This is a genomic window from Micromonospora haikouensis (genome assembly GCF_900091595.1).
Lineage (GTDB): Bacteria > Actinomycetota > Actinomycetes > Mycobacteriales > Micromonosporaceae > Micromonospora > Micromonospora haikouensis.
In genome coordinates this window covers 1-22,497 of sequence record NZ_FMCW01000021.1, presented here as the reverse complement: position 1 = coordinate 22,497, position 22,497 = coordinate 1, and the positions used below count along the sequence as shown (strand labels likewise).

At 74.2% G+C, this 22,497-nt stretch carries 24 protein-coding genes and 1 pseudogene; 10 read left to right on the top strand and 15 right to left on the bottom strand.

Translation table 11 applies throughout. The features are described from left to right. Positions 1-53 precede the first annotated feature (53 nt). The gene (locus tag GA0070558_RS21025; protein WP_091282939.1) at positions 54-446 is read right to left on the bottom strand and encodes a PPOX class F420-dependent oxidoreductase; all 393 of its coding nucleotides are present in this window, start codon (positions 444-446) and stop codon (positions 54-56) included. A 164-nt stretch (positions 447-610) separates the two neighbouring features. Between GA0070558_RS21025 and GA0070558_RS21020 the strand changes: the two genes are divergently transcribed. The 4 genes from GA0070558_RS21020 to GA0070558_RS21005 all read left to right on the top strand — a co-directional run bounded on the left by GA0070558_RS21020 (position 611) and on the right by GA0070558_RS21005 (position 4,276). Further along, positions 611-1,276: an FKBP-type peptidyl-prolyl cis-trans isomerase gene (locus GA0070558_RS21020; protein ID WP_043961523.1), complete on the top strand. Its 666-nt coding sequence runs from the start codon at positions 611-613 to the stop codon at positions 1,274-1,276. A gap of 157 nt (positions 1,277-1,433) precedes the next feature. Continuing rightward, entirely contained in the window at positions 1,434-2,258 is an 825-nt protein-coding gene (locus GA0070558_RS21015; RefSeq protein WP_091283096.1) for an SCO6745 family protein, read from the top strand. A gap of 130 nt (positions 2,259-2,388) precedes the next feature. Next, positions 2,389-3,051, top strand: coding sequence for an HAD family hydrolase (locus tag GA0070558_RS21010; protein ID WP_176734293.1), 663 nt, complete (start codon positions 2,389-2,391; stop codon positions 3,049-3,051). Between the two features lie 88 nt (positions 3,052-3,139). After that, positions 3,140-4,276, top strand: a complete 1,137-nt coding sequence (locus GA0070558_RS21005) for a glutathione-independent formaldehyde dehydrogenase (RefSeq protein WP_091282937.1) — start codon at positions 3,140-3,142, stop codon at positions 4,274-4,276. 54 nt (positions 4,277-4,330) lie between these two features. Here the strand turns inward: GA0070558_RS21005 and GA0070558_RS21000 are convergent, their stop codons facing one another. Further along, on the bottom strand, positions 4,331-4,531 hold the full coding sequence (locus GA0070558_RS21000; RefSeq protein ID WP_141722275.1) for a hypothetical protein: 201 nt from the start codon (positions 4,529-4,531) through the stop codon (positions 4,331-4,333). 140 nt (positions 4,532-4,671) lie between these two features. Between GA0070558_RS21000 and GA0070558_RS20995 the strand changes: the two genes are divergently transcribed. Next, positions 4,672-5,697: an NADPH:quinone reductase gene (locus GA0070558_RS20995; RefSeq protein ID WP_091282933.1), complete on the top strand. Its 1,026-nt coding sequence runs from the start codon at positions 4,672-4,674 to the stop codon at positions 5,695-5,697. A gap of 219 nt (positions 5,698-5,916) precedes the next feature. Here the strand turns inward: GA0070558_RS20995 and GA0070558_RS20990 are convergent, their stop codons facing one another. Continuing rightward, on the bottom strand, positions 5,917-7,566 hold the full coding sequence (locus GA0070558_RS20990) for a fatty acid--CoA ligase (RefSeq protein WP_091282931.1): 1,650 nt from the start codon (positions 7,564-7,566) through the stop codon (positions 5,917-5,919). Positions 7,567-7,622: 56 nt separating this feature from the next. On the opposite strand from GA0070558_RS20990, the gene GA0070558_RS20985 reads away from it, so the two are divergent. After that, positions 7,623-8,114 carry an NUDIX domain-containing protein gene (locus GA0070558_RS20985; RefSeq protein ID WP_091282929.1) on the top strand — a complete coding sequence of 164 codons (492 nt, stop codon included), beginning with the start codon at positions 7,623-7,625 and terminating at the stop codon, positions 8,112-8,114. Positions 8,115-8,236: 122 nt separating this feature from the next. Here the strand turns inward: GA0070558_RS20985 and GA0070558_RS20980 are convergent, their stop codons facing one another. After that, positions 8,237-9,907 carry an MDR family MFS transporter gene (locus GA0070558_RS20980; RefSeq protein ID WP_077935737.1) on the bottom strand — a complete coding sequence of 557 codons (1,671 nt, stop codon included), beginning with the start codon at positions 9,905-9,907 and terminating at the stop codon, positions 8,237-8,239. A gap of 61 nt (positions 9,908-9,968) precedes the next feature. After that, entirely contained in the window at positions 9,969-10,520 is a 552-nt protein-coding gene (locus GA0070558_RS20975; RefSeq protein WP_043961515.1) for a type 1 glutamine amidotransferase domain-containing protein, read from the bottom strand. Positions 10,521-10,622: 102 nt separating this feature from the next. Between GA0070558_RS20975 and rfaE2 the strand changes: the two genes are divergently transcribed. Both rfaE2 and GA0070558_RS20965 read left to right on the top strand, forming a co-directional pair. After that, positions 10,623-12,548 (top strand): D-glycero-beta-D-manno-heptose 1-phosphate adenylyltransferase, encoded by a 1,926-nt coding sequence (gene rfaE2 / locus GA0070558_RS20970; protein WP_091282927.1) that lies wholly within the window; start codon positions 10,623-10,625, stop codon positions 12,546-12,548. Positions 12,549-12,670: 122 nt separating this feature from the next. Continuing rightward, positions 12,671-13,483, top strand: coding sequence for a glycosyltransferase family 2 protein (locus GA0070558_RS20965; protein WP_091283092.1), 813 nt, complete (start codon positions 12,671-12,673; stop codon positions 13,481-13,483). A gap of 45 nt (positions 13,484-13,528) precedes the next feature. Here GA0070558_RS20965 and GA0070558_RS20960 read toward each other — a convergent pair whose 3' ends face one another. From GA0070558_RS20960 to GA0070558_RS20950, 3 genes are read right to left on the bottom strand one after another with little or no spacing between them, the layout of a single operon-like run. Then, entirely contained in the window at positions 13,529-14,662 is a 1,134-nt protein-coding gene (locus GA0070558_RS20960; protein ID WP_091282925.1) for a glycosyltransferase family 9 protein, read from the bottom strand. Between the two features lie 14 nt (positions 14,663-14,676). Then, a complete protein-coding gene (locus tag GA0070558_RS20955) occupies positions 14,677-15,276 on the bottom strand; it encodes an Hsp20/alpha crystallin family protein (protein ID WP_091282923.1) in 600 nt (199 codons plus the stop codon). Then, positions 15,273-15,779: a DUF2231 domain-containing protein gene (locus GA0070558_RS20950; RefSeq protein ID WP_077935733.1), complete on the bottom strand. Its 507-nt coding sequence runs from the start codon at positions 15,777-15,779 to the stop codon at positions 15,273-15,275. Before GA0070558_RS20950 ends, GA0070558_RS20955 begins: the two co-directional genes overlap by 4 nt. Before the next feature lie 211 nt (positions 15,780-15,990). Between GA0070558_RS20950 and GA0070558_RS20945 the strand changes: the two genes are divergently transcribed. After that, on the top strand, positions 15,991-16,608 hold the full coding sequence (locus tag GA0070558_RS20945) for a pyridoxamine 5'-phosphate oxidase family protein (protein WP_091282921.1): 618 nt from the start codon (positions 15,991-15,993) through the stop codon (positions 16,606-16,608). Between the two features lie 66 nt (positions 16,609-16,674). On the opposite strand, the pseudogene GA0070558_RS20935 reads toward GA0070558_RS20945, so the two are convergent. After that, positions 16,675-17,753 (bottom strand): annotated as a pseudogene (locus GA0070558_RS20935) (serine hydrolase domain-containing protein). Between the two features lie 136 nt (positions 17,754-17,889). Between GA0070558_RS20935 and GA0070558_RS20930 the strand changes: the two are divergent. After that, positions 17,890-18,375 carry a GNAT family N-acetyltransferase gene (locus GA0070558_RS20930; RefSeq protein WP_091282914.1) on the top strand — a complete coding sequence of 162 codons (486 nt, stop codon included), beginning with the start codon at positions 17,890-17,892 and terminating at the stop codon, positions 18,373-18,375. Here GA0070558_RS20930 and GA0070558_RS20925 read toward each other — a convergent pair whose 3' ends face one another. The 6 genes from GA0070558_RS20925 to GA0070558_RS20900 form a co-directional block, all read right to left on the bottom strand. After that, positions 18,376-18,915, bottom strand: coding sequence for a DUF4240 domain-containing protein (locus GA0070558_RS20925; RefSeq protein WP_256092052.1), 540 nt, complete (start codon positions 18,913-18,915; stop codon positions 18,376-18,378). A 52-nt stretch (positions 18,916-18,967) separates the two neighbouring features. Next, positions 18,968-19,228 (bottom strand): hypothetical protein, encoded by a 261-nt coding sequence (locus tag GA0070558_RS20920; RefSeq protein ID WP_091282910.1) that lies wholly within the window; start codon positions 19,226-19,228, stop codon positions 18,968-18,970. Between the two features lie 39 nt (positions 19,229-19,267). Further along, positions 19,268-19,927 (bottom strand): hypothetical protein, encoded by a 660-nt coding sequence (locus GA0070558_RS35235; protein WP_305119951.1) that lies wholly within the window; start codon positions 19,925-19,927, stop codon positions 19,268-19,270. Then, the gene (locus GA0070558_RS20910) at positions 19,924-20,238 is read right to left on the bottom strand and encodes a hypothetical protein (protein ID WP_091282906.1); all 315 of its coding nucleotides are present in this window, start codon (positions 20,236-20,238) and stop codon (positions 19,924-19,926) included. The genes GA0070558_RS35235 and GA0070558_RS20910 overlap by 4 nt, the downstream gene beginning before the upstream one ends. A 6-nt stretch (positions 20,239-20,244) precedes the next feature. Next, positions 20,245-21,168, bottom strand: a complete 924-nt coding sequence (locus GA0070558_RS20905) for a hypothetical protein (protein WP_091282903.1) — start codon at positions 21,166-21,168, stop codon at positions 20,245-20,247. 221 nt (positions 21,169-21,389) lie between these two features. After that, entirely contained in the window at positions 21,390-21,668 is a 279-nt protein-coding gene (locus tag GA0070558_RS20900) for a hypothetical protein (protein WP_141722273.1), read from the bottom strand. Positions 21,669-22,497: the final 829 nt, after the last annotated feature.

The following is a 22,497-nucleotide window of genomic DNA, read 5'->3' as shown; positions in this document are numbered from 1 at the left end:
GGTCCCCTTCTCACCGCAGGTGTTAATAGGGGGCCCTTCCTTGCAAGTGGGGGTCAGCCGCGGCCGAGCTTCTGGGTGGGGGTGATCCGGACGATCACCCGCACCTCGCCGGGCTGCCCGAACGGGTAGGTCTCCTGGCCGAGGTATTTCTGCGCCATCTTGTCGATGTGCGCGTCGGCCCCCTCCTCGACGAACTCGGCGGTGCCCTTGACCCACAGGGTGCGGAAGTCGTTGGCCTTGTCCACCGCCGAGACGGCCACGATCGGGGTCCGCTGGATGTTGTTGTACTTCTGCCGCCCCTTGGCGGTGTTGAACACGATGTGCTCGCCGTCCGTGTCCACCCAGACCGGCGTGACGTGCGGGCTGCCGTCGGGCTCGATGGTGGCCACGTGGGCGAGCTGCGGTTCGGCCAGCAGGGCCAGGTCTTCTTCGGTGAGGATCGCCATGGTCGACAAGTTACCCCCGTCGACCCCCGCGCGCCGGCAACCGCAGCCGCTCGGACCGGTGGGGGTGGCGGCCGAGGCAGCACCGTGGGCAGCAGGGCGGGTACCGTGTGCGCTGGCCTCGGCAGCGGCCGCCGGGCCCCCCACCTCTTGATCAGGGAGTCGACGTGAGCGAGCGTGTGCAGAACCGGTCGGCGGGCCAGGGCCCGGGCAAGGCGGAGCGGCGACTGGCCGCCCAGCTGGCGGCGAAGAAGGCCGCCGAGAAGAAGCGCCGCCTCCAGTCGATCGTCGGCGCGCTCGCCGGTGTCGCCGTCGTCGGCGTGCTGATCACCGTGTTCGTGGTGGTCAACCAGGGTAAGGACGACGCGCCGGAGGAGGTCGCCTCCGCCCCGTCGGCGACCGCGCCGGCCGAGGAGCAGCCGCCCACCGCGCCGCCCGCCCCGCAGCTGCCCGAGGGGTCGGACCCGGCGCTGGCCACCAAGCCGAAGGTCGAGGCGGGCAAGGGCGAGCTGAAGAAGCTCACCGTCAAGACGCTGATCGAGGGCAAGGGCGCGGCGGTGAAGGCCGGGCAGCAGATCACCACCAACTACGTGGGCGTGTTCTACGCCGACGGCAAGGAGTTCGACGCGTCCTGGAACAGCGGTCAGCCGGCCACCTTCCCGATCGGCGTCGGCCAGGTCATCAAGGGCTGGGACCAGGGCCTCGTCGGGGTCAAGGTGGGCAGCCGGGTGCAGCTCGACATCCCGGCCGACCTGGCGTACGGCAACGACTCCTCGGGCGGCCGGCCGGCCGGACCGCTGCGGTTCGTCGTCGACGTGCTCGCCGCGCAGTAGCCCGCACCTGGTGCGGTAGTTCACAACAGTCTTTCTTCCCGTCGCCTACGACCAGTAGGTTCGGGGTCACCGTGGGCGGTCCCGCCCGCCGCACGGTGACCCCATCGACGCGGAGGTGCACGTGGCGGCGCTGGACGATCCGGGGATCGCCCGGTTGATGTGGACCCACTTCGAGCCGGTGCACACGGTGACCTACTTCCATCCCCGGGCGCGGGCGGCGTTCGAGGCGGTCGGGCTGCGCGGCTTCTGGCGGGGCTACTTCGCCGGCCGGGCCGCCCCGCTGGGCGCCGTGGAGGCCGCCCCGGTGGTGGCCGCGTTCTTCAGCTTCGCCCCGCCCGTGGTGGCGCGGGCCGTGCCGGCGGTGTGGCAGTTGGTGACGCCGGCCGAGGCGCTGCGGGCCCGGCTCACCGGTGCCGTGCAGGCGCTGGCGGAGCTGGCGTACGAGCTGCCGGAGCGGCACCTCGCGGAGGCCGCCGAGCTGCTGGAGGAGGCGGCCGGGGCGGCGCGGCCGGAGGGCCGGGTGCTGGGTGCGGCCAACGCCGCCCTGCCGGCCGCCGAATACCCGCTGGCCCGGCTGTGGCAGGCCGCGACGACGCTGCGGGAGCACCGGGGCGACGGGCACATCGCGGCGCTGGTCGCCGCCGGCCTGGACCCGGTGGAGACGCTCGCCTGGCGGGTCGCCGAGGGCATGCCGGAGCTGAACCTGCTGGGCCGGGGCTGGTCGCCGCAGGAGTGGGAGGCGGCGGCCGCGCGGCTCGCCGAGCGGGGCTGGCTGGCCGGGGACGGGAAGCCGACCGAGCACGGCCGGGCGGAGTTCCGGGCGGTGGAGGACGCCACCGACGTGGCCGCCCTGCATCCGTGGCAGGCGCTCGGCGCGGAGCGCACCGACCGGCTGCGGGAGCTGCTGGAGCCGCTGGCCCGGGCCGGGCACACGGTGATCCCGCCGGAGAACCCGATCCGCCTGCCGCCGCTGCCGGCCTGACACCCCGGGTGGCGGCACACGCCGCCGGGCCGCCGGGCCCGCCCACGAGCGACCGGTGCCGGGCTACCGGCCGCCGGCGAGGCCGGTAGCGGGCCGCCCCGGAGAGCGGGCGGGCGAGGGCTCGGGCAGGATGGTGCCCGTGGCGGATGCGGTGGTCTTCGACCTGGACGGCGTGATCGTGGACTCCGAGCCGGTCTGGGAGGAGGTGCGCCGGGCGTACGTGGCGACGCACGGCGGCACCTGGCAGCCCGACACCCAGCGGCGGCTGATGGGGATGAGCACGGGCGAGTGGGCCCGCTACCTCAGCGGCGAGTTGGGCGTCGACCGGACGGCCGAGCAGGTCGCCGTCGAGGTGGTCGACGAGATGGCCCGGCGGTACGCCGAGCGCGTACCGGTGATCGACGGGGCCGACGAGGTGGTGCGCCGGCTGGCGGCGCGGTGGCCGTTGGGGCTGGCCAGTTCCTCGCCGACGCGGCTGATCGCGGCGGCGCTGGCGGCGACGGGGCTCACGGAGGCGTTCGGCGCGACGCTGTCGACGGAGGAGACCGAGCGGGGCAAGCCGGCCCCGGACGTCTACCTGGAGGTGGCCCGGCGGCTCGGCGTCGATCCGGCGCGCTGCGTGGCGGTGGAGGACTCCTCGAACGGGGTGCGTTCGGCCGCCGCGGCGGGGATGCGGGTGGTGGCGGTGCCGCACGGGGCGTACCCGTTGGATCCGGACGCCGAGGCGCTCGCGGCCGTGGTGCTGCCGGCGGTGGGTGACCTGACCCCGGAGGTCGTCGCCGGCCTCGGCTGACCGGGCGGGCAGCCCGGCCAGGCGGGCCGGGCGGCCGGTCTGCCTGAATCGCGGCCTTCACCCGGCTTGCCCGCCTACCGTCGGTGGCATGAGAGCAGTGGTGTACCAGGGGCCGCACGAGGTGGCGGTCAACGAGGTCCCCGATCCGCGGATCGAGGCGCCGAACGACGTGATCGTCAGGATCACCACGACCGCGATCTGCGGTTCGGACCTGCACATGTACGAGGGCCGCACGCTGGCCGAGCCGGGCATCGTGTTCGGCCACGAGAACATGGGCGTGGTCGAGGAGGTCGGGCCCGGGGTCGTGCACATCCGCAAGGGCGACCGGGTGTCGATGCCGTTCAACGTGGCGTGCGGGTTCTGCCGCAACTGCCGGGAGGGGAAGACGGGGTTCTGCCTCACGGTGAACCCGGGCTTCGCCGGGGGCGCGTACGGCTACGTCGCGATGGGGCCGTACCGGGGCGGGCAGGCCGAGTACCTGCGGGTGCCGTTCGCCGACTTCAACTGCCTGCGGCTGCCGCCCGGCACGGAGCACGAGAACGACTTCGCGATGCTGGCCGACATCTTCCCGACCGGATACCACGGGGTGGCGATGACCGGGCTGCGCCCCGGCGAGAACATCACCGTGATGGGCGGCGGGCCGGTGGGGCTGATGGCCGCGTACTCGGCGCTGCTGATGGGCGCGGCCGAGGTGTTCCTGGTGGACAAGGTCCCGGACCGGCTGCGGCTGGCCGAGTCGATCGGTGCGATCCCGGTCGACTTCACCGCCGGCGACCCGGTCGAGCAGATCCGGGAGCAGACCGACGGGGTCGGCACCGACCGGGGCGTGGACGCGGTGGGCTACCAGGCGTCCGGGGCCGGCGGCGAGGAGCACCCGGCGGCGGTGCTGAACAGCCTGGTGGACGTCGTGCGGCCGACGGGGTCGCTCGGGGTGGTCGGGCTGTATCTGGCGCACGACCCGGGTGCGCCGGACGAGCGGGCGGGCCGGGGCGAGCTGGTGTTCAAGGTCGGCAAGTTCTTCGAGAAGGGCCTGCGGATGGGGGCGGGGCAGGCCAACGTGAAGTCGTACAACGAGTACCTGCGGAACATGATCATGGCGGGGCGGGCGAAGCCGAGCTTCGTGGTGAGCAAGGAGCTGCCGCTGGCCGACGCGCCGGAGGCGTACCAGCGCTTCGACCAGCGGGAGGCGGGCTACTCGAAGGTGGTGCTGAAGCCGGCCGCGTAGGCCGTCCGGCGCGGCTGGTGCTGAAGCCGACCGCGCGGCCAGCTCGGGCAGGGCTCAGATCGCCCGGCTCCGGCTCGTCCACGGCAGCCGCCGCCCGGCCGGGTCGCCGGGGGCCGGCGGGGGTTCGTCGCGCGGCGGGTCGGCGCGGCCAGCGTCCGGCGTCGTCCGGCCCGCGTCCGGCCTCGCCCTGCCCGCGCCCGGCCCGGTCCGGCCCGTCGGGGGCGGCAGCGCGCCCACCACCGGTTTGTCCCGCATCAGCACTCCCCTACCTCCGTGTACCTGGTTATACGGTTCCGGTGGCGGGTGGGATCGGATTGAAGCGAGATCACCCGGGTAGCGGACCGGGGACGGGTCCGCGACGGGCCCGCCGCAGGCGAGGGTGAGGAGCGACGGCGATGCGGGCGATCGTGTACGAGAGCAACGGCGACACCTCGGTGCTGCGCCTGGTGGACCGGCCGGTGCCGGAACCGGGGCCCGGCGAGGTGCTCGTCCGGGTGGCCGTCTCCGGGGTGAACCCGACCGACTGGAAGGCCCGCCGGGCGTCGCCGCCGCAGGCGGGCTGGCAGACGCCCGGCCAGGACGGCGCCGGGGTGGTCGAGGCGGTCGGGGCGGGGGTCGACCGGAACCTGATCGGCGAGCGGGTGTGGCTCTGGGAGGCCGCCTGGCAGCGCCCGTGGGGCACCGCCGCCGAGTACACGGTGGTGCCGGTCCGGCAGGCGGTGCCCCTCGGCGACGCCTCCTTCGACGTGGGGGCGGCCCTGGGCATCCCGTTCCTCACCGCGCACCGCTGCCTGACCGCCGGGGAGATGATGCCGGGCAAGCTGCACGCCGGGGCGCTGGCCGACCACACCGTGCTGGTGCAGGGCGGGGCGGGGGCGGTCGGCAACGCGGCGATACAGCTCGCCCGCTGGGCCGATGCCACCGTCGTCGCCACGGTCAGCAGCCCGGAGAAGGCCAACCTCGCTGCGGCGGCCGGCGCGTCGTTCGTCGTGAACTACCGGGAGCAGGACGTCGTCGAGGAGGTCCGCAAGATCGCCCCGGACGGCGTACACACGATCGTCGAGGTGTCGGCGGCGCGCAACGCGGCGGCCGACGTGCAGCTGCTGCGGGCCGGCGGGGCGGTCTGCGTCTACGCCGACGACGGCGGGGGCGAGGTGACGCTGCCGATCCGGCCGCTGATGGCCCCGAACGCCCGCTGGCAGTTCGTGCTGGTCTACACCGCCCCGGCGGTGGCCAAGGCACAGGCCGTCGCCGACGTGTCGGCGGCTGCCGCGCAGGGCGGCGTGCGGGTGGGCGAGGAGGCAGGGCTGCCGCTGCACCACCACCCGCTGGCGGCCACGGCCGCGGCGCACGAGGCGGTGGAGAACTCGGTAGTCGGCAAGGTGCTGGTCACGACCGCCGAGGAGGCCAGCGCCGGGTAGGACGCGGGCGCCGACCGGACCGGCACCGAACGGGCGCGTTCACCGGCTGTTTTCCCCGTCGCCAGGACAGAGCCGAACAAGTTTCGCAAGAATGAAGGGGCGGATGAACCGCCCCTGGGCGGGCGGCCCCGGCGCGGTGCGAACGCCGGGGCCGCCCTTGGGGGAGGGAGGTCTAGGAGTACATCCCTGCCCATTCAGGCGACGATGCGCCTGAAATTGTTACGGCGTTGTCAGCTCCCGGACAGTCAGGACCCCTTCGGCGTACCGGGACCGGACGACCTTCTTGTCGAACTTGCCGACGCTGGTCTTCGGCACGGCGTCGACGAACGCCCACCGCTCCGGCAGCTGCCAGCGCGCCACCGAACCGGCCAGGAAGTCGCGCAGCTCCTCGGCGGTCACCTCGGCGCCCTCGCGGACCACCACCGTGGCCAGGGGCCGCTCGTCCCAGCGCTCGTCCGGAACGCCCACCACGCAGGCCTCCAGCACCGCCGGGTGGGCCATCAGGGCGTTCTCCAGCTCGACCGAGGAGATCCACTCGCCGCCGGACTTGATCACGTCCTTCGCCCGGTCGGTGAGGGTGAGGTACCCGTCGGGCGACAGCGTCCCGACGTCGCCCGTGCGCAGCCAGCCGTCGCGGAACTTCTCCTCGTCCGGGGCGTCGTCGCCGACGTACCGGGCGGTCACCCACGGCCCCCGGACCTCCAGCTCCCCGACGGAGGCCCCGTCGGCGGGCAGCGGCTCGCCCAGCGGGCCCACGATCCGCGCGGCGACACCGGCCGGGACGCGGCCCTGCGTGTACCGGTAGCGCCAGGCGTCCTCGCCGGTCGCCCCCGCCGGCGGCCGGGCCACCGAGCCCAGCGGGGACATCTCGGTCATCCCCCAGGCGTGGATCACGTCGATGTGGTGCCGCTCGTCGAACGCGTGCATGAGAGCGGGCGGGCAGGCCGAGCCGCCGACGATGACCTCCTTCAGCGAGGAGGTGTCCACGTCGTGCGCGTCGAGGTAGGCCAGCAGGTCGTTCCAGATGGTCGGCACCGCGCCGGCCAGGGTGGGCCGCTCGGCGGCGATCATCGCGGCGATGGGGGCGGCCTGGAGGAACCGGTCCGGCATGATCAGCGACGCGCCGGAGAGGAACGCCGCATACGGCAGCCCCCAGGACATGGCGTGGAACATCGGCACGATGGCCAGCTCCCGGTCGGTCGGCCCGAGGCCGAACCCCTCCGGCATGCAGATCTGCAACGAGTGCAGGTAGATCGACCGGTGCGAGTAGGCGACCCCCTTGGGGTTGCCGGTGGTCCCGGAGGTGTAGCAGAGGGCGGCCGCGTCGCGCTCGTCGACCTCCGGCCAGTCGAAGACCTCCGGCTTGCCAGCCAGCAGGGCGTCCCAATGGTGTACGGCGATCCGGTCGCCGGCCGCCGCCACCAGCGGTGCGGGGTCGCCCCCGCCGACGACCACCACGTGCCGCACCGTGGCCAGGTCGCCGATGACCCGGGCCAGCAGCGGGATCAGCGTCGAGTCGACCAGCACCACCCGGTCCTGCGCGTGGTTGGCGATGTAGGCGACCTGGTCGGGGAAGAGTCGCAGGTTGAGCGTGTGCAGCACCGCGCCCATGCTGGGCACCGCGAAGTAGGCCACCAGGTGCTCGTTGTTGTTCCACATGAACGTGGCGACCCGCTCGTCGCCGGTCACCCCGCACTCGTCGCGCAGCGCGTGGGCCAGCCGGGCCGCCGACCGCCCCACCTCGGCGTACGACATGCGACGCGGCTCGCCGCCGGTCCAGGTGACCACCTCGGCGGTGCCGTGCACCGTGGCGCCGTGTTCGAGGATCCGGGCGACCTGGAGCGGCGCGTCCATCATCGTGCTACGCATGGGTAACAAGCTAGTGTCGGCGGTCATCCGTTGGGAACCCCCGTTAGGTTGTCCGGGTGAGCATCTCCTGGGCCGACTCGTACGTCGGGCAGCTTCGCGCCCTCGCCGGTGACCGCACCCTGATGTTCGTCGGCGCCCGCGCGGTGGTCCGCGACAGCGCCGGCCGGGTGCTGCTGATCCGGCGCTCCGACAACGGCCAGTGGGCCATGCCGGCCGGGGCGATGGAGCTGGGCGAGTCGATCGCCGACTGCGCGGTACGCGAGGTGCGCGAGGAGACCGGGCTGCGCGCCCTGCGGGTGGGCGCGTTCGCCCTCTACACCGGCCCCGACCGGATCACCACCAACATGTACGGCCACACCTACCAGGTCTTCACCGTCGCCTTCCGCGTCGAGGACTGGGACGGCGAGCTGGTCCGGGCCACCGACGAGACCACCGACGCGGGCTTCTTCCACCGCGACCGGTTCCCCGCCCCGCTGTCGGCCTCCGTCACCGAGACCCTCGCCGACCTGGACGTCTTCGAGCAGGCCAACCGGATGATCCTGAAGTAGCCGCCGCCCGAACCCGGCCGCCCGGCTCCACCCCGCCTGGGCCCGGCCGCCCGGCTCCACCCCGCCCGGGAAGGGGCGGGGCGGAGCGGGGCGGGGCGGGGCGGGGCGGGGCGGGGCGGGGCTCACAGCATCGTCTGGCTCTTGGCCTCCATCTCGGCGGCGGCCTCGTCCCGCGACTCCTTCGCCAGCGGCTTGCCGCCCGGGGCGGGAGCCTTCCCGCCCAGCGGGTCGGCCCCGCCCGACGCGCCGCGCGGCCCGGCCCCGCGCAGCTTCTCGTCGGGCAGTGCCAGGGTCACCAGCACCGCCACGACGGCGACCAGCCCGGTGGTGAGAAAGACCAGGTGCAGCGACTCCACGAAGGCGGCCTGGATGGCGGCGCGGACCGGGCCGGGCAGGGCCAGGATCGTCGCCGGGTCGTTGATCGACACGTTGTTGCCGCCGCCGGCCAGCACCGCCGCCCGCTGCTGCGGCGGGAGCTGCGCGAGCGCGGCCGGCATCCGGGCGGCGAGCTGGTCGGCGAGCCGGGACGACAGCACCGCCCCGAGGATCGCCACCCCGAACGAGCCGCCCAGCGACCGGAAGAACGTCGCCGAGGAGGTGCCCGCGCCGAGGTCCCGGGGGCCCACCGAGTTCTGCACGGCGAGGATCAGCGACTGCATGGACAGCCCCAGCCCGACGCCGATGACCGTCAGATAGCCGAACGCCACCCACAGCGACGTGTCGACGGCCAGGCGGGTGAACAGCAGCATGCCGGCGAGCAGCACCGCCGACCCGGCGACCGGGAACCACTTGTACCGGCCGATCCGGGTCATCGCCCGGCCGGTGAGGACCGAGGTGACGATGATGCCGGCCATCATCGGCAGCATCAGCAGGCCGCTGCGGGTCGGCGAGGCGCCCTTGACGATCTGGAGATACAGCGGGATGAAGATGATCGACCCGAACATCACCAGGCCCAGGACGAAGCCGGCCCCGTTGGCCAGCGCGAACGTCCGGCTGCGGAACAGCCGCAGCGGCAGGATCGGCTCGGCGACCCGCGCCTCCTGGAGCAGGAAGAGCCCGCCCAGCACCGCCCCGGCCACGAACAGCCCGATGATCACGGCGGAGCCCCAGGCGTACGAGTTGCCGCCCCAGCTCAGCGCGAGCAGCAGGCAGCTCACCCCGGCGACCAGCAGCGCCGCCCCGAGCCAGTCGATCGCGTGTTCCCGCCGCTGGAACGGGATGAGCCGCATGACGTGGTAGCAGACCACGATGGCCAGGATCGCCAGCGGCACGTTCAGGTAGAAGATCCACCGCCAGTTGGCCTCGGCGAAGTAGCCGCCGACCAGCGGCCCGGCCACCGAGGCGATGCCGAACACCGCCCCGAACAGGCCCTGGTAGCGACCGCGTTCCCGGGGCGACACCACGTCCGAGATGATCGTGAACGCGAGCGTCATCAGGCCACCCGCGCCGAGGCCCTGCACGCCCCGGGTCACGATCAACTGGGTCATGTCCTGCGACAGCCCGGCCAGCAGCGAGCCGAGCAGGAACGTCCCGATCGAGAAGAGGAACACCGGGCGGCGGCCGTACAGGTCGGCCATCTTGCCGTACAGCGGGGTGGAGGCGGTGGAGGCGAGCAGGTAGGCGGTGACCACCCACGAGTAGTGGTCGATCCCGCCCAGCTCGCCGACGATGGTGGGCAGCGCCGTGCCGACGATGGTCTGGTCCAGCGCGGCGAGCAGCATGCCCGTCATCAGGCCGAACATGAGCAGGCGTAGCTGCCGGGGGTGCAACACCGGGCTTTCTTGCGTGGTCATCCCGCCTTCTTTCCCGCCCGGCGCGGATCATGCGGGCCGGGCGGGAAGAAGCGTTCCCCGTTCAGTGGCGGCCCTCGGCGAACTCCTCGACGATCTTGGCGCAGAAGGCGGGCAGGTCATCCGGCTTGCGGCTGCTGACCAGCCCGTCGTCCGTGACGACCGGCTCGTCGACCCAGGTCGCGCCCGCGTTCGTCAGGTCGGTGCGCAGGCTCGGCCACGAGGTGATCCGGCGGCCCCGCACCACGTCCGCCTCGACCAGGGTCCACGGGCCGTGGCAGATCACCCCGACCGGCTTGCCGGCGTCGAAGAACGCCTTCACGAACCGGACCGCGTCCGGGTCGGTGCGCAGGAAGTCCGGGTTCGCCACCCCGCCGGGCAGCACCAGGCCGTCGTACCGGCCGGCGTCCGCGTCGGCGACGGTCACCTCGACGTCGTACGTCCCACCGTGGTCCAGATGGTCGAATGCCTGGATCTTGCCCGGCTTGAGCGAGACCAGCTCCGCCGTCGCCCCGGCGTTCTCGACCGCCTCGCGCGGCCGGGTGTACTCGACCTCCTCCACGCCGTCGGTGGCCAGGAAGGCGATCCGCTTGCCCTGCAGTGTCGTGCCTGCCATGTCGTGTCTCTCCTCTCCGGGGTACCCCTGGACGGTTCCCGGGGCCCGCCGCCCGAAACCGGCCCAGGTTTGATCCCGCAGGGCCGGGGGACCCGGGGTGGCATGGCAGGAGCAGCAGCGGAAGAGCGCCGGCTCGCCACCGTCGTGGAGAGCTGGCTGGGCCGCCCCGTGCTGGTGATCGGTGACGCCATGCTCGACGAGTGGCGGTTCGCCGAGTCCGACCGGCTCTGCCGGGAGGCCCCGGCCCCCGTCCTCACCCTGCGCCGACGCATCTCGGCGGCCGGCGGGGCGGCGAACACCGCCGTCAACGTGGCCGCCCTCGGCGGGCGGGCGGTGCTGGTCGCCCCGGTCGGCGCGGACGTCGCCGGGGACGAGCTGCACGACTGCCTCGACCGGGCCGGGGTCTGGGACCGCACCGTCGCCCAGCCCGGCCGGCACACCCCCGTGAAGCGGCGGATGCTCGCCGGCAACCAGATCCTGCTGCGCGAGGACTCCGGCGACCCCGACGACGCGCTCGACGGCGACGGGGTGCAGCGGCTGCTCACCGCCCTGGAGTGCGCCACCGAGGAGCTGCGGGCCGCCGCCGGGGGCGAGGCGCCGACCCTGGTGGTCTGCGACTACGGGCTGGGCGCGCTGCCCGCGCCCGTCCGCGCCTGGCTGGTCGCCGCCCGCGACCGGTACGCCACGATCGCCCTCGACGCGCACGACCTGGCCGACTGGCGGGGGCTCGCGCCGACCGTGGTCACCCCCAGCTTCGCGGAGGCGACCCGACTGCTCGCCCGCGCCGCCTCGCGTACCGACTCGCACCTGCACCTGGACCACCCGGCGGCCGACCCGGCGGACGGCCCCTCGGAGCTGAGCGTGGGCACCGCGCCGGGCGCGGCGGGATCCCCGGCGGCCGCCGCACCGGCCGGAGTGCCGGGAGCCGGAGCGCCGGGGGCCACGCCGCCGCCGGCCGGGGTGCCGCTCGGCCGGCCCACAGGCGGGACCGGCGAGCCGACGCCCGGCGAGGACCGGGTGGCGATGACCGGCGACGGGCTCAGCGTCACCGGGACCGGCGTGACGGTGAGCGCCCTGGCTGGCACCGGGGTGGACCGGGCCGTGCTGGCCGAGGCCCGCCTGGCCGAGCTGCGCGCGCACACCGGCGCGGACGTGGTCGCGGTGACCCTGGACACCGAGGGCGCGGTGGTCGGCGGCGCGGACGGCGCCTCCCGGCGCAGCCACAGCACCCCGGTCCCGGCGAGCCACGCCGTCGGCGCGGGGGACGCCTACCTGGCCGCGATGACGCTGGCGCTGGCCGCCGCCGCGCCCCTGCCGACCGCCGCGCAGCTCGCCCAGCTCGCCGCCACCATCACCGTGTCCGACACCGGCACCTGCGTGTGCCGGCGGGAGGACCTGCTGCACGCGCTCGGCGCGCGCGGCGACGACGCCGGGCACCCCGTGCTGGTGGCCCCGGACGAGCTGGCGGCCATCGTGGAGACCCGGCGCGGCGCGGGCCGGTCGGTGGTCTTCACCAACGGCTGCTTCGACGTGCTGCACCCGGGGCACGTGCGCTACCTGGAGCAGGCGCGGGCCCTCGGGGACCTGCTGGTGGTGGCGGTCAACTCCGACGGCAGCGTACGTCGGCTGAAGGGCCCGGACCGGCCGGTCAACCCGGTGGAGGACCGGGTCGCGCTGCTCGCCGCGCTGGCCTGCGTGGACCACGTGGTGATCTTCGAGGAGGACTCCCCGGCGGGCCTGATCGAGGTCGTCCGCCCCGACGTGTACGTCAAGGGCGGCGACTACCCGCCGGAGATGGTGCCGGAGGCCCCGCTGGTGCGCCGGCTCGGCGGGCAGGTCCGCACCCTCGGGTACGTGCCCGACCGATCCACCTCCGCGATCATCGACCGCATCCGGGCGCACGGCCACGGGACCGTGCCGGGCGGGCCGGAGCGGGTGGACGCCCACGGCCGATCGGCTGTCCCGGGCGAGCCGGAGCAGGTGGACGCCCACGGTTCCACGGCGTCGACGCCGGGCCGGCCGGCGTGAACCGACCGGCCGACCCCGGCGCTGGTGGCGTCGACCGACCGCGTGCCCCCGCCTCGGATGGCGTCGGCCGACCGCTCGACCCCGGCACGGCCGACGGGTTCCGCCGCCAGCGGCAGCTCGACGTGCTGATCCCGACGCGCAACCGGCCCACCGAGCTGGCGGTCACCCTCGCCGGGCTGGCCGCCCAGGAGGGCGTCGCCGGGTTCGGCGTGGTGGTCAGCGACCAGTCCGACGGGGACCCCGCGTACGCCCACCCGGCCGCCGCGACGATGGTGCGGGCGCTGCGCCACCGGGGCCACCCGGTGCTGCTGACCCGCCGGCTGCCCCGGCGCGGGCTGGCCGAGCACCGGGCGTACCTGCTGGACGCCTCGGTCGCCCGCTACGTGCTCTGCCTCGACGACGACGTCTGGCTGGAGCCGGGCACCCTGCGCCGGCTGGTCACCGCGATCGGCGAGCTGGGCTGCGGCTTCGTCGGCAACGCGGTGCACGGGCTGTCGTACGTCGACGACGTCCGGCCGCAGACCCACCGGCACTACGAGGAGTGGTCGGGCCGGCCGGTGCCGGAGCGGGTCCGCCCCGGCACGCCGCAGTGGGAGCGCGCGTCGATCCACTCGGCGGCGAACCTGCTGCACGTCACCGAGGGGCTGCGCCTGCCGGCGGGGGCGTGGCGGGCGTACAAGGTCTCCTGGGTCGGCGGGTGCGTGCTGTACGACCGGGCGGCGCTGGTCGGCTCGGGCGGCTTCGACTTCTGGCGGCGGGTGCAGCCCAACCACCAGGGCGAGGACGTGGCCGCCCAGCTCGCCGTGCTGGAGCGCCACGGCGGCGCGGGCGTCCTGCCCAGCGGCGCCTATCACCTGGAGTCGCCGACCACGGTCACCGAGCGGGACGTCGAGGCGTGGGAGGTCGTGCTCGCCGACTCCCCCGAGCGGGTGTGAGAAGGGGACCCTTCTCGACCGTATGCGTTAACAGGGGGCCCTTCCTTACCCGGCAAGCAGGTCGTGGGCCGCCTCCAGCACCTCGATCGACGGCACGTCGGCGACGAACGAGTCCCGGTGCGGGCACTCGCCGTCGCCGGGGCGGTGCGGGTAGATCCCGGGGGTGCAGTCGACGCCGCAGACCGGGCAGCGCACCGTCCAGGAGGCGATCGGGCGGTGCCGGCCGCGCAGCAGATGCCCCCCGTTGATCAGGTTGCCGATCCAGTAGACGCCCACCGTGGGGGTGCCGACGGCGGCGGCCAGGTGCAGCGGGCCGGTGTCGTTGGAGACCACCAGCGCGCAGCCGGCGTAGCAGGCGGCGAGCCCGCCGAGGCCGAGCGCGCCGACGAGCGGGCGCACCGGCACGCCGGCCGCCGCGACCACCCGGTCCACCACGTCCCGTTCGGCGGGCGTGCCGGTGACCAGCACCTCGTAGCCGTCGCCGGCCAGGGCGCGGGCCACCTCGGCGAACCGCTCGGCCGGCCAGCGCCGCCGCGTGTCGGTGGCCCCGGGGTGCAGGGCCACCCGGGGCCGCCCCGGCGGGCCGAGCACCGCGTCGGCCTCGGCCCGGTCGGCGTCGGTGACCGCCAGCACGGGGACGATCCCGGCGGGCGGCGCGCCGACCAGGCCGACCACCTCCAGGTAGCGCAGCACCTCGTGCTGGTAGTAGACGTAGCGGATCCACCGGTCCAGCGGCGGGGCGTCCTCGGCGCGCAGCCCGGCGGTGACCCGCGCGCCGAGGCCGCCGACGATCGGGTTGGAGTTGCCCCCACCGCCGTGCAGCTGCAGGGCCAGGTCGAAGCGTTCGGCGCGGGCGGCGGCGAGGAAGTCGCCCATCGACGACTCCGGCTCGCCCGCGCCGGGCTCGCGGATGCCGGGCGCGGGCGGGACCACCAGCACCCGGTCCACCGGGCCGGGCCGGTCGCGCCAGAGCTGCGCGTGCCACGGCGCGCCGAGCAGCACGATCTCCGCCTGCGGGTACGCGGCGCGCAGCGCCTCCAGGGCGGGCAGGATGAAGATGAAGTCGCCGAGCGCGTTGGCGCGCAGCACGGCGATCCGCGCGACGTCGGGGACGCGCTCGCCCAGCGCGGCCGGTGCGGCGGCACCGCCCTGCGGGCCGGACGTCGACGGGGTGACCATCTCTGCCCGACCCGCTACGGCCGGTCGATCTCGTCGACGGCCGTGTCCGGGTGGTGCAGCTCCCGGTCGGCGGCGGGATCGACGGGGGCGGGCGCGCCCGTCGAGCCGGTGCTCGTCCGGTGGACCGGGCCGGTGCCGGCTCCCCGGTGGGCCGGGCCCCCGTCGGCTCCCCGGTAGCCGGTGCGGCCGACGGTGATGGTGCGCGGGGTGGGCCGGGCCGCCCGGGGCAGCCGGACCCGGAGCAGGCCGTGGTCCATCACGGCGTCGATGCGGTCGGGGTCCACCCGGGCGGGCAGGCCGACGCGGTACTCGAAGCCCCGGGTCTCGAAGCCGCCGGGGATGCCCTGGTCGGCGTTGACCTCGGCCTCCGAGCGGGCCCGGACGCACAGCTCCTGGTCGTCCAGCTCGACGGCCACCTCCTCGGGGGCGACGCCGGGCAGCCGGACGACGACCTCCCAGCCGTCGGCGGTCTCGCCCAGCTCCACCTCGGGCGGGCCGGACCGGCCGCCGCCGACGAGGCGGCTCAGCTCGGCGCGCAGCGACTGGAGCTCCCCCATCGGGTCCCAGCTCTGCTGCCGGCCGCGCCAGCCACGGCCGTCGGGCTGCTGGCTCATCGCACGTCTCCGATCCGCTGGCCGGCCGCCCGGGGCCGCAGCGAGCTGGGCGCGTCGAGGTCGGCGTCGGTGTCGACGCCGACGCCGAGCCGGTCGACCAGTTCGCCGCCGAGCCAGGCGCTCGCGCCGAGGATGGCCAGCGCGACGACCTCGATGGCGATCAGCGCGCCGCCGGCGGCCCGCGACTCGGCGTTGAGCCGGACCACCCAGACGGCGGCGAAGAGGAGGATCACGGCGAGGTTCGCGGCGGCGTGGGTGAGGCCCACCCGCTTGGCGCGGGTGCCGGTGGGGATGGCCAGCAGGTCGAACGCGCCGGCCGCCGCGGCCAGCAGGCCGCCGATCAGGCCGACGGTGATGTTCCAGTACGCCACCTCGCCGAGGAAGGCCGGGCCGCCGACGGTGTCGACGACGTCGAAGATCACAGCGGTGACCAGCAGGCCGACCGGGAACGTGATCAGCATCGGGTGCACGGGGTGCCCGAGCACCTTGAGTCGGCTCTCCATCGCGGCCTCCGTTGGTCGGTCCGTGCACGGTTGCGGGCTGGGCTGCTGTTCCGGCTGGGCTGCTGGTGGGGCTCGGCGGCTGCGTGGGGCCGTACCCGGGACGCCGGGTGACAAACCTCGCGCTCGCGGCGCTTCGCCTAGGCTCGACCGGACGGGCCGGGCAGCGCCGCCGCGGGCCGCCACCGGAATCAACGGTTACGGGGAGGCTGACGTGACGGTGGAGATCACCTCGCACGAGGAACTGCGCGAGCTGCTGGGGGCGCCGATGCCCCGGGCGGTGACCAAGGAGCGGCGGGCCCTGCACGAGCGGGACCGGCAGTGGCTGGCGGCCTCGCCGTTCTGCCTGGTCGCCACGGCCGGTGCGGACGGGGCCTGCGACGTCTCGCCGAAGGGCGACCCGCCCGGCTTCGCCCTGGTCCTGGACGACACGACGATCGCGATCCCGGAGCGCCCGGGCAACCGGCGGGCGGACGGCTACCACAACATCGTGGACAACCCGCACGTCGGGTTGATCTTCCTGATCCCCGGCCGGACGGACACGCTGCGGATCAACGGCCAGGCCCGCCTGGTGCGCGACGCCCCGTTCTTCGCCGACATGGTGGTCCGGGGCCACCGGCCCGTCCTGGCGATCGTCGTGGAGATCGAGCAGATCTTCTTCCACTGCGGGAAGGCGTTCCTCCGCTCGGAGCTGTGGCGGCCGGAGACCTGGCAGCCCGACGCGCTGCCGTCCCGGGCCCGGCTGGCCAAGGAGCTCGAGGTCCCGACGGAGAGCCTGGCGGACCTGGAGGTCTACTACGGCCCGGCGTACGAGCGCAAGATCTACGGCTGACGCGCAAGTCGGGGAGGTGGCGGTATCCCCGGCTCCGGATACCGCCACCTCCCCGACACGATCTCGTCAGCCACCCACGCTGTGCAGGTCCTCCAGCACGGAGGCCGGCACCGGCCTGCTGAGCATCGCGCAGACGGACGCATCGGTGGCGGCCATGGCCACCCGGTAGTAGCGGTCCCAGCCGGCGTTGGGCTCGGCGTCGAACGGCTCCGCGTTGGCGACGCTGACCACGGTGCGCCGGCCGTCGGCGGTCGCCAGGGCGATGCTGTGGTGGCCGAGGGTGTCGCCGCCGTGGCCCCACACCGTGCCGCACGCCGAGTCGAGCCTGATCAGCCCGAGGCCGTAGCCGCCCTTCATGGGGAAGTCGGCCGGCAGCTCGACCGTGGTCGTCATCTGCCTGAGCTGCTCGGCCGAGAACAGCTCGCCCCGCAGCACGGCGGAGAAGAACCGGGCGAGGTCGTCGGTGGTGGAGATGACGGCCCCGGCGGCGCCGCCCCAGCCGCCGATCGGCCAGGTGGCCGTGTCGACGTAGCCGGGCTGCGGGCCGGCGAGCCTGGCCCGTAGCCGTGGGCGTAGCCGGGCCCGGTGTGGACCGCGCGCGGGTCGGCGAAGTAGGTGTGCCGCAGGCCCAGCGGCGCGGCGATGCGCTGCCGCACCAGCTCCGGCAGGCCCTTGCCGGTCAGCTTCTCGATGATCATTCCGAGCAGCGTGTAGTTGGTGTTCGAGTAGGACCAGCCCGTGCCCGGCGCGAAGTTCGGCTCGTGCGCGAACGCCACGGCGAGCAGCTCCGCCTCGGTCCACACCCGCTGCGGGTCGCTCGCCAGGCCGGCCATGAACGCCTCGTCGCCGGTGTAGCTGAACAGGCCGCTGGTGTGGTTGAGCAGCATCCGGACGGTGATGTTCCGGCCGTTCGGCACGACCTGCGGCAGATACCGGGAGACCGGCGCGTCCAGCCTGAGCTGCCCACGGTCCACCAGCTGCAGGGCGAGCACCGCCGTGAACGTCTTCGTGTTGCTGCCCGCCTCGAACTGGTCGCGGGCGGCCATGCGTCGCCCGGTGGAGATGTCCGCGAGCCCGGCGGCCGTACGGGTCACCCGGGGGCCGGCGCCGACCCGGGCCGCGTACCCGGGCGGGCCGACCGCCATCATCCGGCGGGCGACGTCCTCCAGCACGGGGTTGCCGCCCCGCTGGGCGGCCCACTGCCCGACCGTCGTCCAGGGCACACCACCGTCCACGGTGGTGCCAGCACTACCCGCGCCGCGCTGCGGTAGCGTCGCGGGCGTGCTGATCCGGGAGTTCACCGACACCGACTGGCCCCGGGTGTGGGAGATCGTCGCCGAGGTCGTCCGGGCCGGGGACACCTTCACGTACGACCCGGCGACGACCGCCGAGCAGGCGTACGACATCTGGGTGGAGCGCCCGCCCGGGCGGACCGTCGTGGCGGTCGACGGTGACCGGGTGCTGGGCACGGCCAAGATGGGCACCAACCGGCCGGGGCCGGGATCGCACGTGGCCACCGCGAGTTTCATGGTGGCCGCCGCCGCCCGCGGGCACGGGGTCGGCACGGCCCTGTGCCGGCACGCGCTGGACTGGGCGCGCGGGCGCGGCTATGCCGGGATGCAGTTCAACGCGGTGGCCGGGTCCAACCACGCGGCGGTCGCAATCTACCGCCGACTCGGGTTCGAGGTGGTCGGCACCGTGCCCGGCGCGTTCGCGCACCCGACCCTGGGCCGGGTCGGCCTGCACGTCATGTACTGCGCGTTCTGACTACTCCCGCCAGCCGTCGGCGTTGCCGAACGACTCCCGGGAGATGCCCGACCCGGTGTGCGGCCAGTCGCCGAACAGCTTGTCGTGCAGGTGCGCGAACAGGTAGCAGATGCTCTCGCACTCGGCGTCGGTGACCGCCAGGGCGGGGTTGGCCCGCACCGCCTCGTAGAACTCGCGGCCGAGGGCGACGATGTGGCCCCGGGCGTAGAGGAAGCCGTCGTCGGAGCCGTCGGTGACGGCGTGGATGTCGGCGCGGTCGAGGTCGTAGAGCTTCCGCTCGACCACCCGGTCCAGGGCGGTCAACTCCTCGCTCGACAGGTCGGCGGCGAGGGCGCGCAACTGGTCGACGAACGGGTCCAACCACTCGTCGAGGGCGTCCGGGTCGACGTCGCCGGCCGCCGGGTCCCGCTCCCGCAGGGCCCGGCGCAGCGCCGCCGGCTCGGGGCCCAGCCGCTCCCACGCGGCTTCCACCATGGCCCAGAACCGGGCCTCGTCCTCGACACCGGGCAGCTTCGCGACGCCATCCACCGACACGCTCATGAACCGCAGGCTAGCGGGCGGCACCGACATCCTCCCCGGGCGGGCGGGGCGGCTACCGGTGGCGGGCCAGCAGGCCGGCCACGGTGGCCGGGGAGTACACCCGGCCACGGGCGAGCACCGCCACGACCAGCGGGGCGAGCACCGCGACCAGGCCGAGCAGCGCGGTCTGCTGGTCGGCCGACACCGGCAGCCCGAAGGCGACCAGCAGGCTGAGCACGGCGGCACCGGCGGCGGTGACCCCGCCGACGGTCAGCAGCGGCTCGGAGGCCGCCGCCGCGTGCGCGGGAAGGGGAACGGGAACGGACTCGGGCATGACGGGCCTCCTAAGGGCTCGGTCGCGGACATCGGTCGTTCATTCGGTCACGCAGGCGACGATGCGCTGCGGGCCGTCGGCGGTGACGACGGTGACGACCTGTGCGGTCGTACCGTCAGGGCACCAGGGCCCCGGCGGGCCGCTCGGGCCGCTCGGACCGACCGGGCCGACCGGGCCGGCCTCGCCATGCGGCCCCATCTCGCCCCTGGGCCCCTCCGGCCCGGACGGCCCCGGCGGGCCCACGGGACCCCCCGGACCAGCCGGACCGACCGGGCCAGCCGGACCGACCGGGCCAGCCGGACCGACCGGGCCGGCGGATCCGGCGGGTCCGGACGGCCCCTGCGGGCCCTGCTCACCGCGCGGTCCCGGCGGGCCGGTGGGACCGGCGGCACCGTCGAGGCCGGGCACCCCCGGTGGCCCTGGCGGACCGGCCGGTCCGGGATCCCCGGGTACGCCCTTCAGGTCCTCCGGGTCGACGACACACGTGCCGCCGAGCTGCCGGACCTGCTGGCACAGTTGCTCGGCGCCGGACACGGCGGTGGCCGCCCGCTGCTGTTGCTGGACGGTCTGCCGCCCCATCGACGCCGCCCACCAGCCGATCGTGGCGGCGATGAGGGCGGTGGCCGCGACGGCGATCACCGCGCGGCGGCGGCCCAGTCGGTTCATCCGTAGCCGTAGCTGAAGGGTCTCGTCGGTCACGCATCACCGCCTGGCTCGTGCGGACGCAGTCTCGTCAGTTCCCGCAGCAGGGCGTCGGCGTGGTCCTCGGCCGCCCGCCGGGCGGATCGCGCCTCGTCCACGGCCTGCTGGAGGGTGTCGAGCCGGGCCTCGGCGGCCGAGCGGCGCACCTCCGCCTCGTCGGCGCGCCGCTCGGCCCGGTCGATGGCCTCCTGGTACTCCTTGCGGTCGGCCCGGTTCGCGTTGAGGAGGTACAGGACGACCATGACAAGCAACCCGCCGGCTCCGACCGCGCCGAGGCCACCGGGCGGGACGAGAGTCGCCAGGTCCACACGACGTCAGCTCGACAGCCGGGCGGTCAACTCGTCGACGACCTTGCGGGCCATGTCCTGCGGCACCGCCGCCGCGATGGCCGCCGGGGTGAGCCCGGCGGCCGCCAGCGCCTCGGCGAGCCGCTGCGGGGACAGGCCGGCAAGCACCCCGGCGATGACGGCGGGCTCGTCCGTCCAGTCCTTGCCCTGCAGGGTGGTGACCCCGGCGACGACGCCGTCCAGGCGGGCCATCAGGTAGTCGAGCTTGGCGACGAGACTGTTGCTGGCCGCCGCCGGACCGGCGCCGTCCGGGTCGACGGCCCGGCCCATGCTGCTCCCGCCGTAAAACGTGCCTAGGTAGACCTGGTGGATCTCGTTCTCGGCCTTCTCGCTCATGTCGTCCTCCGGTGTCGGGGGGCTGATCAGCCCGATTTCGGTCAGGTAGCGGCGGAACAGCGGGGTCTGGTCCCGGCCCGCCTTGGTCGAGTCGCGGAAGAAGCTGAAGTGGGTGTGCCAGAGGTGGGAGCTGTCGCCGGTGCTGCGCTTGCCGAGCCGGTCCCACCGCTTGACCGTCTTGCCGTCGGGGGAATAGATGATCTCCCTGATGTCCCGCGTGTCGGCCGTGCCGGCGGTGCACTGCTGCACACACCAGACCGAGAACGAACGCAGGTCGTGGGTGCGGCCGCCGGACTTCACGCTGAAGCCGCCGACGTCCAGGGCTGATGCGTCGAGGGTCAGCCCCGAACTGTCCCGGGTGGACTCCACCACGGAGTAGTCACCGGGCACGACGCGGTCGGAGCCACAGTGGTAGCCGCCCCGGTGGGAGGCGTCGCCCACGATGCCGACCTCCGCTGGTTCCAGGTCCTGCGGGCGTGAGGTCTTCGGGTCGACGTCCAGGTGGGTCAGGAGCAGGCTTCGGACGGCCATCAGGTTCGCCGGGGCCCGGGTCATGGGCGCTCCCTTCGGGTAGTTGGGAGCCGGGCCAGATGACTACCGAGTACGCATACCCTCCGTTAGGCACAAGCCCGACCAAGTGGTGCACAACGGCGGGCAGTTGACCCAAGGGTAACTAGATAATCACGCTTTCACCAGGGCAAACGTCCTAGCTTCGGATAGTGCTATCCAAGCCCTGACCTGCCCGAACACCCGGGCCGGCGGGCCGGATAACGCCACTAGACCGACATCGCCGGCGGGCGTCGCCGCCTCCAGACATAGGCGAGGACGAGGGCGGCCAGACCCAGGAGAGCCAGAGCCGCGGCGACGACCGCACACACGGCGAGCCGGCGTTCGGCCGCCGCGACGTTCGCGGCGTGCTGTTGCAGCATCTCGGGCGTCGGGTCCTGATAGGGCAGTGAGGTCCCGGCCACCTGCAGCAGGGGCAGGCACGGCAGCAGGCAGGAGGCGAGGAGCAGGAGAACCCCGACGGACATCGCCACACGGCTACGGGACATCACGACAGGCTCCCACAGCCCGCCCACCCCCGGACCAGCCGGTGCGCGGGGCGCGGGGCGCGGGGCAGCCGCCACCCACGGTGACCCCGCGCCCGCCCCCGCCCACACCTCGCGCTCCCTTTGCTCTGCACCCATATCCGCAGCACCAGCGCCGACCTGCATCTCCGCCACGTCGGCGCAGGGCCGGCGGGCGACGGCCGATCACGTTGGGTAAGCCGTTGCGTATCTGGGTGCAGAGCAAAGGGAGCGGGACGGGTGGCGTCGACCGGTGGAGGCGAACCCGTGTCACGCCGGGCGGGAGAGCTTGCGGCGCGGCGGCCGCACGCGGCAGGGCCCGGCCCGGGCGGCGGCGCGGCGCGACAGATACCGGAAACGACGAAGCCCAGGCCATCTGACCTGGGCTTCGTCACCGAGCCGCCTGACGGAATCGAACCGTCGACCTACGCCTACCGAACGTCAAGCTCCCTGACTTGTCATTGATCGCCAGAAACCATCGCTGACCTGTATAGACACAATCGTCAGCTTGCCAACGTTCGTTACTGATAGTCGACCCTCGGGCATCTCCGCGCCTTCACCAACGCCTGGCGTGCCTGGCACGTCGCTGATCCCGCTTGAGGATCTCGACGGGTTCTAACCTCGGTCTTTCACGGCTGCCGTGATCTTGGGGGTTGGGAAGGGTCTGCGGAGACGGCGAAGTGCCTGCCGCGTAAGGAAAACTGACCGGTGTCGAGTCGTTCAGAGTTCCGCGCGCGGAAGGCACTTCGTAGGTGCAGAGTACCGATTGGTCCAGAGGGTTGTCCGTCGAGGTCGGCGGTCGTGGTGTGGTGTC

Bases quoted from the DNA above. Each gene is read 5' to 3' on its own strand.
- GA0070558_RS21015 (WP_091283096.1), top strand. From the start codon at position 1,434: ATGTGGACCCACTTCGAGCCGGTGCACACGGTGACCTACTTCCATCCC.
- GA0070558_RS20995 (WP_091282933.1), top strand. From the start codon at position 4,672: ATGCGGGCGATCGTGTACGAGAGCAACGGCGACACCTCGGTGCTGCGC.
- GA0070558_RS20905 (WP_091282903.1), bottom strand. From the start codon at position 21,168: ATGACCCGGGCCCCGGCGAACCTGATGGCCGTCCGAAGCCTGCTCCTG.
- GA0070558_RS20955 (WP_091282923.1), bottom strand. From the start codon at position 15,276: ATGAGCCAGCAGCCCGACGGCCGTGGCTGGCGCGGCCGGCAGCAGAGC.
- GA0070558_RS21000 (WP_141722275.1), bottom strand. From the start codon at position 4,531: ATGCGGGACAAACCGGTGGTGGGCGCGCTGCCGCCCCCGACGGGCCGG.
- GA0070558_RS20900 (WP_141722273.1), bottom strand. From the start codon at position 21,668: ATGTCCCGTAGCCGTGTGGCGATGTCCGTCGGGGTTCTCCTGCTCCTC.
- GA0070558_RS21025 (WP_091282939.1), bottom strand. From the start codon at position 446: ATGGCGATCCTCACCGAAGAAGACCTGGCCCTGCTGGCCGAACCGCAG.
- GA0070558_RS20950 (WP_077935733.1), bottom strand. From the start codon at position 15,779: ATGGAGAGCCGACTCAAGGTGCTCGGGCACCCCGTGCACCCGATGCTG.
- rfaE2 (WP_091282927.1), top strand. From the start codon at position 10,623: ATGGCAGGAGCAGCAGCGGAAGAGCGCCGGCTCGCCACCGTCGTGGAG.
- GA0070558_RS20925 (WP_256092052.1), bottom strand. From the start codon at position 18,915: ATGAGCGTGTCGGTGGATGGCGTCGCGAAGCTGCCCGGTGTCGAGGAC.
- GA0070558_RS21010 (WP_176734293.1), top strand. From the start codon at position 2,389: ATGGTGCCCGTGGCGGATGCGGTGGTCTTCGACCTGGACGGCGTGATC.
- GA0070558_RS20920 (WP_091282910.1), bottom strand. From the start codon at position 19,228: ATGCCCGAGTCCGTTCCCGTTCCCCTTCCCGCGCACGCGGCGGCGGCC.
- GA0070558_RS20990 (WP_091282931.1), bottom strand. From the start codon at position 7,566: ATGCGTAGCACGATGATGGACGCGCCGCTCCAGGTCGCCCGGATCCTC.
- GA0070558_RS20960 (WP_091282925.1), bottom strand. From the start codon at position 14,662: ATGGTCACCCCGTCGACGTCCGGCCCGCAGGGCGGTGCCGCCGCACCG.
- GA0070558_RS20975 (WP_043961515.1), bottom strand. From the start codon at position 10,520: ATGGCAGGCACGACACTGCAGGGCAAGCGGATCGCCTTCCTGGCCACC.
- GA0070558_RS21005 (WP_091282937.1), top strand. From the start codon at position 3,140: ATGAGAGCAGTGGTGTACCAGGGGCCGCACGAGGTGGCGGTCAACGAG.
- GA0070558_RS20980 (WP_077935737.1), bottom strand. From the start codon at position 9,907: ATGACCACGCAAGAAAGCCCGGTGTTGCACCCCCGGCAGCTACGCCTG.